Raw genomic sequence first — 12,695 nt, 5'->3', positions numbered from 1 at the left:
CTCAATCCAATTGAACGTCTTTGGGCGGTCTTGCACCATTATGTCACCCACAATCGCTACTACCGAAGTCAGAAGCAATTCGCCGACGCCATCCTTGCATTCATGCGTGAGACCATCCCGCAGGAATGGAAGAAATTCCGCGACAAGGTGTCAGATAACTTCCGCGTCATAACACACGAGAACTTTCGGGTTTTGGAGTAGAAGAAGTATAGCGCAGGAACATGATGTCCTCGGGGTCGTCGATGATGTCTGCATCAACGAACTTCCGACCGACTGCCAGCAACACGGTGCGCAACCGCGCATTTGTGCCCTGGTCGATATAGAAGTGGTGGTCCGGGGTCAGCGGATTCATCTTCAGGGACCCGTCGAGTGCCGCCTTGAGTTTGTCGCGCGCCTCGCCTTCGACACCTTCCATACACTCCGCTATGGCCGCGTTCAGATCTTCTTCGACACCCCGGAGCGTCGCCGGGAAGTCGTAGTCGGTCAGCAGGTAGCCACGGACCGCCTCGATCGCAGGGGCCGGATTCTCGATCCAAAGCGGGAACATGGTCTCATGCGACCACAGCGCCTTGTGGCCGAACTCTTCCAGATAAGGATCGATCTGTTCCGATATCAGTTTGCGTCCCTCATCCGAACTCCGAAGCGCCTCCATGACGCCAGAGGCGGTTTCAGCTTCGAACGCCGCTTTGAGAGTGTCGGAGCCCTTGATGATCTCTTTCATCTGCCAAAGCGCCTCGACCGAGTCCCAGTTTCGATCCTTCACCGAGCTCTGTAGACGGCCTTTGAGGTCGGGCTTTGCATCGGGCTTGAATTCGTCAATCGCGCCGTTCAGCGTCAGCGTCGACGAGAACTGCGAAAAATTGAGCATCCAGTGAATTTTCCAGTGGCGATCGTGGATGTCGATCATGTCCTCAAGCAATACGGCGAGTGCTGTCAGACTTGCGCCATCCTTGTCGAACCCGTCGATGTAAGCAAAATTGCGCTTTATCTCTGGCAAGATGCGGTCATTCCACCAGTCAAGGAAGTTCTCGGCGTAATGCGGCAGAACGGCGCCCATGTATGGCCCGATCTTCTCTGCATAGTCGGCGTTGCGCGGCACCCGTGGCACATACCGGCTCTGATACTCCGTCGCCTCGGCGTGCAAGCCGGCCCTGGCCGGCAACGCAGCAGTATACAAATAGCCATTCACATTCTTTGCCACCCAGTCAGACGCGAAAGGCGTGCCGAACCGGCGGAACATGTGATCGCAGGTAAGCCACCAGCCACCGATATCGAAGAACATCGGCGAGAGCGGATTGGGGCAATGCAGGTCGTCAAGAATCCAGAACAGGTCGGCTTCGCCGTCTTCCCACTCTACGGGGAATTCCTCAGACCCCAGATTCTGACCAAGCGCCTTAGGTGCATCCAAGCTCATCTTATTCCTCCCTGATGTGAGCAGCGGCCTCCCCGCTTTTGTTAATTTAGGCTAGCGACGCGAAATCTACCTGTCAAGCGATAATCGATAATCTTTAATAAGGCAAAAAAGCGACTGGTTGGGGCCGGTCACTTGGCAACGCCACCTAGCTCCATTTCGGCAGAATCTTGACTTTAGAGGGTTCCGGATTCGCCTCGGAAATCGAACGAAATCTCTTCGTCGTCGAGGTGAAGGTTGACCGCCTCAACCCAGCCGGGCTCACCCGGATCAGGCAGGCCCAGGGCGCCAGTAACAATCGCCCTCAGAACCGGCGAGTGGGTCACACAGGCGACAACCAGCCTATCTTCGGACCGGCCGGCGAAGCTTTTCGCAAACTGAAGTACACGACGTGCAACATCTGCCGCGGTTTCACCCGGCGGAGACACATGGCGCAGCCAGTATCCGATCCGGTCGTTGGCATTGAGGAAGCCACCGAAGAACGGATGCGCGAGGACCGCCGCTTCCTCTACCGCTAGCGCGTCAACTTGCGAGGCGATGAACGCTGCCGTCGACCCCATTTCGACGCGCGACCCGGCAAGGTAGAGATCCGGGTTTCGGAGTCCCCACGCGGCGCAGACCTCCGGGGAGCCCGGCTCAATTGCACGTCGCAGTGCCTCGGCAGTTTCGCGCGATCGGTTGGTTCGGGTGCTCAGAAAGAGGTAGCGTGCGGCACCGTCCCCAAGGGCTCTGAGCCGCGGGACGGCTGCATCTATGTCGGAATACGCATCCTCTGTGAGCGGCATGTCGCCTTTATGAGACGGCACTTTCGCGTGGCGCAAGAATGAAAGCGTGATCTGGCTCATGACCCAGTTCCTTGACGGATGGTGAGATTATATCATTTTAACAGACTGTTAATCTGCCGAGGCGGCAGGCGCGTCCGACTTATTGACCACCCGATCGACCATCGGCGCCGCGTCCTCTTCAAGCCTTGGCAGAGCTACCGCACGCTCATCAGAGAGAATGTCATGCATCACGTCGCCAAACTCCACGACATGATTGCGCATCGCCTCACCGCATTTTTCCGGGTCTCCGGCATGCAACGCGTCGATGATTGGACGATGCCGCGCCGCAAGGTCGGTTTCGGGGTAGATGTGGATCAGGTTGCTGAGGGTGACGAATGTGCGCGCCTCAATCATCAGAGAATCCCACGAATCTATCAAAATCTGATTGCCTGAGCTCTTGACGATGGCCCGGTGAAAGCAAGCGTCCCAATGCGCCATCTTATGGGCGTCGCGGGCTTTGAAGGCGCGCTTCATCAGCGCAAGCGAATCTTCCAGCTCGTTAAAACAATCGGCCTTGTTCTGGACCGCAAGTTTTCCCGCCAATTCTTCGAGGGCCGCACGAACCGGGTAGATCTCGAGGATTTCACGCCTTTGTATCAGGCGCACCCGCGCACCCTTGTGCGGCTCCACCTCTACGAACCTCATCGCCACTAGGTCACGCAACGCCTCTCGCACCGGCGACTGGCTCATGCCCATGCGTTTTGCGATCTGTGACTCGACAAGTCGGTCGCCGGGTTTCACGCGACCTGACAGAATGTCGTCGAGGAGTTCTTCCTTAACCTGTTCGCTGAGCACTACTCGCTGGATCACCTTCGTCCCTTTCCTGCATTCTGCGGCGAACTTAGGGCGCGCCTGCGATAATGCATCAGGGTATACCTTCACTGCGAACCCGTTTGCAACCTGTAACAGGTATGGGAATTTGATGTCAACGATTATCGATAATGACACGCCCTTGGATTTTCGCTAGTATCGCCCTGCCGGAGCCGCCCGTTCGCCGAATCGCGGGGCACCGGTTGAGCTGAACACTCCGCGCCGTAACAGCGGGGCCATACCGTAAAGTAAGGACACTGCCATGATCGTTCTCGTTGCAAAATATCACGTCAAACCCGGCCAGATGGACGCCGTCATCGGCCATCTGAAGACGATGGCACCTCTGGTCAAGGCCAACGAGCCGGGCTGCGCGTATTACACGGCGTCGCGGGCGCGGGACGACGAGAACCTGCTGATGCTGGTCGAACATTATACCGACGAGGATGCACTCGCCCAGCACCGTGAAATGCCGCATTTCAAAGACATCATCGAAGGCAAGGTCGTGCCGCTTCTCGAGAAACGAGAGCGTGAACTTTTCGACCTGACGGTCGGGTGAGCGGGCCATGCGACTAGTCTCTTTCCTGCGGCACGGATTCGAATGGACCGGCCCCCGCACCGGCGCGCAGATCGGTGAAAACACGCTCGATCTTCAGCATGCGACCACACTCAGGCTTGTCGAAACCGAGCACCTTACCGGCGATACCGCACGGCGGCTGGCCGATGTTCTGTCGCCTACAGATATGACCGAACTGGTCGCGGGCGGGCAAGTCACGCTTGACGCCATACGCGCAACCCACGAATGGGCGCGCGCGGACAGTGATCGGGCATCGTCGGCGTTGCTGGGTGACAGCGAGATAACGCTGCTTCCAGTGCTTCCAAAACCGCCGCTGATCCGCGATTTTATGGCGTTTGAGCAGCACCTGCAGAACATCTTCCCCCGCCTTGGTCGCGAAATACCGCCTGAATGGTACAACATTCCGGTTTACTACAAGGGCAACCCGTCGGCGGTCGGAGCCCACGGCGATGACGTCACCATTCCGTCCGATTGCAAAGAAATGGATTTTGAGTTCGAACTGGCCGCGGTGATTGGGCGGGGCGGGTCGGACATAGCGCGCGAAGACGCGATGGCGCACATCTTTGGCTTTACGGTCTACAACGACCTCAGCGCGCGCGACCTTCAACAACAGGAAATGTCGGTCGGCCTTGGGCCAGCCAAGGGCAAGGACTTTGCACGCGCGCATGTCTTCGGCCCCTGCCTGGTGACCATTGACGAGATCGGCGACATCTATTCCAAGTCGGCCGAGGCCTTCGTGAACGGCAAGTCCTGGTGCAAAGGCAATGTCGGCGACATGCACTGGAAATTCGAAGACATGATCGCCCATGCGTCTCGACACGAAGAACTTGTGCCAGGAGAGATATTCGGCTCCGGCACCTTCGGTGGCGGCTCGGCAATGGAACAGGGCAAATTCCTGTCTGCGGGCGATACACTTGATCTAAAAATTCAAGGGATAGGCACACTGCACAATCGCCTCGTCTCTGCGATGTAAAGGCACCGACGCCCGGCAACAACACTTCGCCGGGCGCCGGAAGTCTGCCGTCATCTTCATTTTAGGCCGAGCACGGCCTCGTGACGCTTGGTGCCAGTCCACACGCCACCATCCCGGAAAAATTGGGCGCTTCCTGCCGCAATCCTCCACGCCCTTTGGCCAATCCAAAAGGAAACAGATATGATCGGATCCATCAACCCGACCAACGGCGCAGTTCTGGCCGAATATGACCTGCACGATCCGGGAGAGGTGGACGCGGCTTTGAATAGTGCAGCGATCGCGCAAGCCGCGTGGCGAAAAAAACCTGTGGAAAAACGGGTTGAACTGCTTTCCGCGATGGCACGCGAATTGCGCGCCGGAAAAGACCACTTCGCCCAGCTCATCACCGAGGAAATGGGCAAGCCGGTTACCGAGGCCGCGGGCGAGATTGAGAAATGCGCCGTGACGTGTGAGTACTATAATGAGGCCGCGCCGCGGTTTCTGGCAGAAGAGACCATTGCGTCGAACGCCACACATTCAGGGGTCGTTTTCGACCCGCTGGGCGTGGTGCTCGCGATCATGCCATGGAACTATCCGTTCTGGCAGTTTTTCCGATTTGCCGCACCTGCACTGGCCGCCGGCAACGGCGTGATCCTCAAGCACGCGTCGAACGTTCCAGCCTGTGCAGAGGCGATCGAGGCCCTGATGACCCGCGCTGGCTGCCCGGAGGGCCTGATGCGCAATCTGCGGGTCTCGGTGCCCAAGGTCGCCGACCTTATCGCAGATGACAGGATCGCGGCAGTTACCCTTACCGGGTCAACTGAGGTGGGCCAGACTGTCGCAGCGCAGGCCGGAGCCTCTCTGAAAAAGCAGGTTCTGGAACTCGGCGGATCCGACCCTTTCATTGTGCTTGCAGATGCCGACCTTGGTGCCGCGGCTGAAACCGCGGTCAAAGCTCGCTTCATCAACGTTGGCCAGTCCTGTGTGAACGCCAAAAGGTTCATTGTAGAAAAAAGCGTGGCCGAAGAATTCACCAAATTGTTCGCGGCGGGCATTGCCCGGCTGAAGGTCGGGAACCCGATGGACGCGGAAACTCAGATCGGGCCGATGGCGCGCGCCAATCTTCGCGCTGAACTCCACGATCAAGTGGAGCGTTCGGTCGCCGCCGGCGCAAGGATCGTGATGGGGGGGGCTCCGATCGACGGGCCCGGATACTTCTATGCCCCCACTTTGCTTGACAAGGTGACGCCCGGACAAGCCGCTTTCGGTGAAGAGCTATTTGGGCCTGTTGCCTCGATAATAGAGGCGGCCGATGCGCAAGAGGCAGTGATGCTCGCGAACGCATCAGAATTTGGACTCGGTGCGGCGGTCTGGACCAGAGATCTCGGGCGCGCCCGGGACATCGCCCGGGCGATTGATGCCGGGGCTGTTTTTATAAACGGCATGGTGGCCTCGGATGCACGCCTTCCCTTCGGCGGCATAAAGAAGTCCGGTTACGGGCGTGAACTGGGCTCGTATGGGATCCGTGAATTCACCAATATCAAGACTTTGTGGATTGGCCCGGCCAAGGCATAAGCTGAGGGTGAGTTGCTGCCCGATCGTTGGACAGGATCTGGCGTAATTTAAACTACGCTTTGCACCTGCTGATCGGGTTGGGTTTCATCATTTCTACCCCGGCATTCCACGGCTGGTGGTCTGCCGCCAAGGGCCAAGTGTGGCCGTTTCCGGTTGTAGAGGGTCTTCCATTTTCGGATGCCCGCTTTCGCGTCTGATCCAGTCTCCCAAGCGTGCAGATAGGCTTATGCGTATTTCGCTTTGCGGACCTTCGGTTCGGCGTTCGTCACAGCCGCTCGATGAAGATATTGTCGAGGGCGACCTGCGGGTGCAGGCTGCAAAAAAGGTGTTGTGGCAGAGACAAAGCGCATGTTGGCCGGAAACGCACAGCCTTTCCGGCCGCTGGCGAGATCAATTTGCGCGTGGCTGACACGCAAGTGTTTATCCAGCGTATTGAGTCCGACTATGCACCCGATACTCAGCCGCGCGACGACATGGACGACCTGTCGCAGGATTTGGGGGCTTGGCACCTTAACATGCGCTACTCCAACACCGAACCGATGCCGGGCCTAGACCTAGAAGCGCGCGGTCACCGCGGGCTTCTAAACAGCCAGCTTGCCCGGTTGAGGGGCCCTATTGACGGGTAAGCGCCAGTATCCCCAGACCGCACACATGCTGCCCGAGCCGGTTGCGCGCAGGCTCGGGAACGCGGTAGCCGCCCTAGTCGGTGTCGACGATGCTGCGCACCTGCAACAGGCCGGTCAGCGGTGTGACCAGCGCGCCGACCGTGTCGTTCCAGCGCGTGATCGGGTCATTGGTGACAAAGACAATATCCAACGGTGCCATCTTGAAATCGGTGGCCAGCACAAGCGCCGTCGCCGAATGCAGGTTGAACTGGAACACGTCGAACCCGTCCGGGGTTTTGGGCGTCCGGCGGAACACGAATATCCCGCGCGAATCCGCGCGGATACGGTCGATCCCGCCAACTTCGGCAAGCACTTCGGTCAGTGACACCGGCACATCGGTTTCCAGCGGTATTTCCCGCGTGGAGATTTCGCCAAAGGTGAAGATCTTGTTGTCGCGCATAGGCGGCACATTGATGATGTCGCCGGGCAGAATGATCGGGTTCTGGCGCGCCTCGCCATGGTCGATAAACGCTTTTAGGTTGACATTGTGGGGCGTACCGCGGCGGCGCACCAACACGTTGGACAGATCGCCTTCAGCGGCTGTGCCGGCCGTGTTCAGCACATCTAGCAGGCGTTGCGGCACATTGGTAATGGTCACTGGCCCCGGCGCGCCAACCACCCCGGTGACCGTTGCCTGATGCGCGTTGAAGTTCAGAACCGACACTTCCACCTGCGGATCGGCGATGAAATTGCGCAATTGGTCGGTCAGATCCGCCCGGATCTGGCTGGTGCTGCGCCCCGACGCGCGCACGGCCCCTACGAACGGATAGAAGAACCGGCCCTGTTCATTGACAATAATGCCGCGCTCGGTATCCGACCCGCTTGTTCCAGCGGCCTGAGTGCGCTCGGGGTCTGACCAGACCATGACGCGCAGCTCGTCGCCTGGTCCGACGCGGTAGGTATAGGGGCTGGGATTGGCGGGCGGATTGGTCGCCTGCGCCCGATTGGTGCGGTAGGTCGGCGTGCGGTATTGCGCGATATTCTCGGTCGTGATCCGCACGACATTGATATTTTGCTTGGCCAGCGCGTCCTGCGCTTCTTGCGAGACCGGGAACCGCATTTGCCCGGCACAACCCGCCAGTGCTAAAGTCGCTGCCGCAAGCACCAGTGTCGCACCGCCACTCCGAGGCCATTTCCGCATTCTATCATCCGTTTCTTCAGATCCGAAATGCCCGCATGGGGCAAACTACCGCGTTTATGATTTTGTGTCGTATGTGCGTTATGGGATATCCCAAGCCCGAAATCCAGAGGCCAGTTGGCACCCAAGTTGTCTTTTGGCTCGGTGATGCAAAACAGTATCAAGATAGTGAAAAAGTCTGAAGTCGACGGTGATGGACCCCCGGACCCCGACCAGCCAGCTTCGGCGCTCCGCGATTGCGCTTAGGCGGCGGGGCGCCATCGGTTAACTAGTCGGACGCATATTTGTAGTTATAAGCGCCGTAGTGATACTCGCCATACTGTCCGTAGCGGCTTTTCTTCACGTCATACTGATTGATGATAACGCCAGATGGTGTAATCCCGGCAACTTTCAGGCTTTTCAATGCAGATTGCAATTCGGGCTTAGTGGTCACAAGATGGCACACCAGCATGAACGAAATGTCTGTTTTCTGCCCGATGATCGCGGCATCGGTGACTGCCAGAGTGGGCGGCGCATCGACATCATGTTCGGCGGACTCAAGAACTGGTGGTTATTTGCAAACAGATGCGGCCGTTGTCCCAAGGTATGCTTTTCCGCCATCGCTCTAGCCGCAACCGGCATATATTGGCTATGAATGCTGAGCTTAGAAGATGCCCGCGTGTGATAAATACCCAACAGAAAGACGTCTGATATGCCTCATGATGTTCATCCGCTCTTGCTTTGCGGCGGCAGCGGAACGCGGTTATGGCCCCTATCGCGCAAGAGCTATCCCAAGCAATTTACCAAGCTGACGGGCGATGAAAGCCTGTTCCAGGCGTCAGCCCGGCGTTTGTCGGGGCCGGGATTTGCAGCGCCTTGTGTGATTACCGGTGCAGATTACCGCTTCATCGTGACCGAACAACTGGCGGCTATCGAAATCGCGGCCGCAGCTACCTTGATCGAACCGCAGGCGCGCAACACCGGGCCCGCGATCCTTGCGGCAACATTGGAATTGCACGCGCGCGCGCCGGGAGCTTTAATGCTGGTTGCCCCGTCAGACCATGTGATCCCCGATGCTGCGTCCTTTCGGGCCGCCGTGCAGGCGGCGATTCCGGCAGCGGAGGCTGGACAACTGGTCACATTCGGAATTCGTCCTGATCGGGCAGAGACAGGCTACGGCTGGCTTGCGCTGAGTGAAAAGCCGAATGCGGATTTTGCGCCAGTTGCGCAACCGCTCAAAAGCTTTGTCGAAAAGCCGGATGCGCCCACGGCCCGGGACATGCTTGACGGTGGAACGCATCTCTGGAACGCGGGCATTTTCCTGTTCTCTACCAATGCAATGATGGCCGCGTTCGAGGCGTATCAGCCAGAGATGCTGCGCCTTGTGACCGAAGCGGTCGAGGCGGCTGAGAAAGACCTTGGCTTCCTGAGGCTGGCGGCCGACCCTTGGGCGGAATGCGATGATATTTCTATCGACTATGCGGTGATGGAAAAGGCGGACAACCTGACCGTCGTCCCCTATGGCGGCGTGTGGTCGGATCTCGGCGGCTGGGATGCAGTCTGGCGTGAAAGCGGACCAGATGAGGCCGGTGTCGTCACCTCCGGCCCAAGCACGGCTATTGAGTGTACGGGCAGCCTTTTGCGGGCCGAGGACGGGCAACAGGCGCTTGTCGGGATCGGTCTGACCGACATCATCGCGGTGGCAATGCCCGATGCCGTTCTGGTCGCCCACAAGGATCGCGCGCAGGACGTAAAACTGGCCGTCGCGGCCCTACGCCAGCAAGGTGCCGTGCAGGCTGAAACACTGCCACGCGATTACCGGCCCTGGGGTTGGTATGAAAGCCTGGTTGTCGGAGGGCGTTTTCAGGTGAAACGAATTCATGTCCATCCAGAAGCCGCGCTCAGCCTGCAAAGCCACCACCACCGCTCGGAACACTGGATCGTGGTCGAAGGCACGGCCCGCGTGACCGTTGACGACGAGGTCAAACTGGTGACGGAAAACCAGTCTGTCTACATTCCCTTGGGCGCGGTGCACCGCATGGAAAACCCCGGCAAGGTTCCGATGGTGCTGATCGAGGTGCAGACGGGCAGCTACTTGGGCGAAGATGACATCATCCGCTATGAAGACCTCTACGCACGCGGTCGGGGCGCGAAAGGATGAAGGCACACGCGTTTTCGGCGCGCGTTCCGCACGCCCATTACAAGTTCAAGGCAGGGGTAGACTTGATCGTTTCCGACAGGCTTACGGATGAGATTTCCGACGTCGAAGACAAAGTCTTTGCGCGTGATTTGTTCGGGGCGGACTGATATGACCCTAACCTGTTTCAAAGCCTATGATATCCGTGGGCGCCTTGGCATAGACCTTGATCCGCAGATTTCTTTCCGGATTGGTCGCGGTTTCGCGCGGGCGCTCGGCGCGCAACGCATTGTGCTGGGACGTGATTGTCGCGCGTCCTCGCAAGAGCTTGGGGAGTCGGTGACGCAGGCCCTGCTGGCCGAGGGGGTAGAAGTTCTGGATCTGGGCCTCAGCGGGACCGAGGAAATGTACTTTGCCACGTCCCATTTCGGGGCCGATGGCGGGATCTGCATCACGGCGTCGCATAACCCGATGGATTGGAATGGCATGAAAATGGTCCGCGCCGGGTCTGCGCCACTCGACGCGGCTACAGGGCTGACCGACATTCGCCGCCTGGCCGAACAGGATACGTTCGGACCCACCAAATCCGGCGGGCGCCATGTGGATGTCGCCCATGACGCGCGGGCCGCCTATGTTGAGCGTGTGTTGTCCTTTGTCGATCTGGCCGCTCTGAGACCGCTCAAGATACTCGTCAATGCGGGCAATGGCGCGGCTGGGCCTACTTTCGATGCCATCGCCTCGAAATTGTCTGACCGTGGGGCCCCCCTTACGTTCGAGCGGTTGCATCACGACCCTGACGGGCGATTTCCAAACGGCATCCCAAATCCGCTATTGCCAGAGAACCGCCCCGCCACAGCAGATGCCGTACTGGCTTGCGACGCTGATTTCGGCGTTGCGTGGGATGGTGATTTTGATCGCTGCTTTTTCTTCGACGGGAGCGGAGCCTTTGTCGATGGAGAATACGTCGTCGGGCTTCTAGCTGAAGCATTCCTTACAAAGAACCCCGGCGCGACCATAATCCACGATCCACGGATCATCTGGAACACGCAGGATATCGTCGCGCAGGCGGGCGGTCGCGCGGTTCAGACGCGCACCGGCCATGCTTTCATCAAACAAGCGATGCGCGACGAAAATGCGGTTTACGGGGGCGAGATGTCGGCCCATCATTATTTCCGTGATTTCGTCCATTGCGATAGCGGGATGATCCCGTGGTTGCTTGTGGCCGAACTTGTCAGCCAAAGCGGGCCACTTTCGAAGCTTATCGCAGATCGCAGGGCGGCCTTTCCCTCCTCTGGGGAAATCAACTTCACGCTGGACGACCCGAAGAGCGCAATCGCACGGGTGCGGGCCGAGTTCGAACCACTGGCAGTGCGACTCGACCAGATGGACGGGCTGGGGTTCGATTTTGGTGACTGGCGCTTTAATCTGCGCAGTTCCAACACCGAGCCGGTTGTGCGGCTGAATGTCGAAGCCCGCGCAAACCCCGATGCGGTGACAAGAGGTATCGACCGCGTCAAACACCTGTTGCGCCCCTGATCCACGCCTCTGGGCCCAGAACCAGGTCACTGGCCAGCTTGCGCATGAAAAGAGGATTCCGTGTTAGTTGTTGAAACTAATTAATTATGTGGGGGAAGGAAGCTATGGCGGAGAGACAGGGACAATCCACCAAAACCGTAAGTCATTGACTTAACTGGACATACAAGAGCGAAGGTTGCTTGTGTGTCTCACTGTATGTCCCAGTTTATAGCCCGGATTTTAGGAGGAAGTCAAAGGTATCTGTGTAGGCAACCAGAGACGGTGTTATTTATGGTTTCAGTGTAAGGATTTGAAAGGTAATAATATTCTTGAATGTAGGTGAGTATGATATTGTTCTTGGCTTGCTTTGCTCGAAGCTAGTTGCATCCGAGATGATATAAGGCAGGTTCGGAGTCGGTTTTGAATATGGTATTTAAGATATTGAAAACATAGTATAAAATGTGGATGAAGAAAGGTCGTTAGGGATAAGCGATTGATATATAATGGGAATAACCATTGTCATGGAGACAGACAGATACTCATTTTTGGCTAAGTTATTGTATTTCATAAATAATCTCACCATATTCCCCGCGTCTAGTCCTATAGGTAGGGCGATAGATTTATTCATTAAAAACAAGCGGATAATCCAAGGGGCGCAAGATTGCCCGACCACGTTCTACCCTATAGGTGGCGCGAGTGGTTTCCGTGGACGGGCTTTCTCTGTCTATATGTGAGGAAAAGCCCCCGGCCTGACGCCCCGCTGCTATGTGCGCGGGAAAGGGAAGCCTATGGAAAACAGACAGATATCGCATGAGAGAAGCCGCCAATGCTTCGCCAAGGCGCAGGGGCAGGCCCTTGGGCATGAGGGGCCATGGGGGAAGTCGCGGCCTTGCCAGTGTAGAGATGCCCGCTCGGAAAAATGTGTCACTTGTGCTTGCTGATGTCGGCTAATCGGGCACCCGTGCCTCAAGGGCTTGCAACCTTTCTTCTAGTGTTCCCCACCTGACACAGGATTCCCATTGAGGGCCTGATGTGCTATATTCGGGACATGAGACGCAATGACATTTGCCTTTACCTTGGCCCCGCCGACCGTGCTGAGCTTCAAGCTCTGATCA

Annotated in this window: 10 protein-coding genes and 3 pseudogenes; 8 read left to right on the top strand and 5 right to left on the bottom strand. The window is 57.8% G+C overall.

The window, feature by feature from the left end:
• A pseudogene (locus ROE7235_RS17000) lies at positions 1–201 on the top strand (IS630 family transposase); the annotation flags it as partial.
• Here ROE7235_RS17000 and ROE7235_RS16995 read toward each other — a convergent pair.
• The 3 genes from ROE7235_RS16995 to ROE7235_RS16985 all read right to left on the bottom strand — a co-directional run bounded on the left by ROE7235_RS16995 (position 167) and on the right by ROE7235_RS16985 (position 3,045).
• On the bottom strand, positions 167–1,414 hold the full coding sequence (locus ROE7235_RS16995) for a hypothetical protein (protein WP_121096763.1): 1,248 nt from the start codon (positions 1,412–1,414) through the stop codon (positions 167–169). The pseudogene ROE7235_RS17000 and the gene ROE7235_RS16995 overlap by 35 nt on opposite strands.
• 173 nt (positions 1,415–1,587) lie before the next feature.
• Positions 1,588–2,256: a histidine phosphatase family protein gene (locus ROE7235_RS16990; protein ID WP_121096761.1), complete on the bottom strand. Its 669-nt coding sequence runs from the start codon at positions 2,254–2,256 to the stop codon at positions 1,588–1,590.
• 48 nt (positions 2,257–2,304) lie between these two features.
• The gene (locus ROE7235_RS16985; RefSeq protein WP_183073560.1) at positions 2,305–3,045 is read right to left on the bottom strand and encodes a GntR family transcriptional regulator; all 741 of its coding nucleotides are present in this window, start codon (positions 3,043–3,045) and stop codon (positions 2,305–2,307) included.
• A 262-nt stretch (positions 3,046–3,307) separates the two neighbouring features.
• On the opposite strand from ROE7235_RS16985, the gene ROE7235_RS16980 reads away from it, so the two are divergent.
• From ROE7235_RS16980 to ROE7235_RS16970, 3 genes are all read left to right on the top strand, one after another.
• Complete coding sequence (locus ROE7235_RS16980) at positions 3,308–3,601, top strand: putative quinol monooxygenase (RefSeq protein ID WP_121096757.1); 294 nt, start codon at positions 3,308–3,310, stop codon at positions 3,599–3,601.
• 184 nt (positions 3,602–3,785) lie between these two features.
• On the top strand, positions 3,786–4,592 hold the full coding sequence (locus tag ROE7235_RS16975; protein ID WP_183073559.1) for a fumarylacetoacetate hydrolase family protein: 807 nt from the start codon (positions 3,786–3,788) through the stop codon (positions 4,590–4,592).
• A 180-nt stretch (positions 4,593–4,772) separates the two neighbouring features.
• Positions 4,773–6,146 carry an NAD-dependent succinate-semialdehyde dehydrogenase gene (locus ROE7235_RS16970; RefSeq protein ID WP_121096753.1) on the top strand — a complete coding sequence of 458 codons (1,374 nt, stop codon included), beginning with the start codon at positions 4,773–4,775 and terminating at the stop codon, positions 6,144–6,146.
• A gap of 47 nt (positions 6,147–6,193) precedes the next feature.
• On the opposite strand, the pseudogene ROE7235_RS16965 reads toward ROE7235_RS16970, so the two are convergent.
• Positions 6,194–6,370: pseudogene (locus ROE7235_RS16965) on the bottom strand (integrase core domain-containing protein); the annotation flags it as partial.
• A gap of 177 nt (positions 6,371–6,547) precedes the next feature.
• Here ROE7235_RS16965 and ROE7235_RS19955 point away from each other — a divergent pair.
• On the top strand, positions 6,548–6,772 hold the full coding sequence (locus tag ROE7235_RS19955; RefSeq protein ID WP_147434252.1) for a hypothetical protein: 225 nt from the start codon (positions 6,548–6,550) through the stop codon (positions 6,770–6,772).
• A gap of 73 nt (positions 6,773–6,845) precedes the next feature.
• On the opposite strand, the gene ROE7235_RS16955 is transcribed toward ROE7235_RS19955, so the two are convergent.
• Positions 6,846–7,952: a polysaccharide biosynthesis/export family protein gene (locus ROE7235_RS16955; protein ID WP_121096747.1), complete on the bottom strand. Its 1,107-nt coding sequence runs from the start codon at positions 7,950–7,952 to the stop codon at positions 6,846–6,848.
• Between the two features lie 508 nt (positions 7,953–8,460).
• Here ROE7235_RS16955 and ROE7235_RS16950 point away from each other — a divergent pair.
• The 3 genes and pseudogenes from ROE7235_RS16950 to ROE7235_RS16940 all read left to right on the top strand — a co-directional run.
• Positions 8,461–8,583, top strand: a pseudogene (locus ROE7235_RS16950) (IS5/IS1182 family transposase); the annotation flags it as partial.
• Between the two features lie 57 nt (positions 8,584–8,640).
• Positions 8,641–10,089, top strand: a complete 1,449-nt coding sequence (locus ROE7235_RS16945; protein ID WP_121096745.1) for a mannose-1-phosphate guanylyltransferase/mannose-6-phosphate isomerase — start codon at positions 8,641–8,643, stop codon at positions 10,087–10,089.
• Between the two features lie 147 nt (positions 10,090–10,236).
• Positions 10,237–11,601 (top strand): phosphohexomutase domain-containing protein, encoded by a 1,365-nt coding sequence (locus tag ROE7235_RS16940; RefSeq protein ID WP_121096743.1) that lies wholly within the window; start codon positions 10,237–10,239, stop codon positions 11,599–11,601.
• Positions 11,602–12,695 lie beyond the last annotated feature (1,094 nt).

The sequence above is a fragment of the Roseinatronobacter ekhonensis genome (assembly GCF_900499075.1).
GTDB lineage: Bacteria > Pseudomonadota > Alphaproteobacteria > Rhodobacterales > Rhodobacteraceae > Roseinatronobacter > Roseinatronobacter ekhonensis.
Note: the sequence above shows the minus strand (reverse complement) of the source record. Positions and strands in the feature narration are given on the sequence as shown.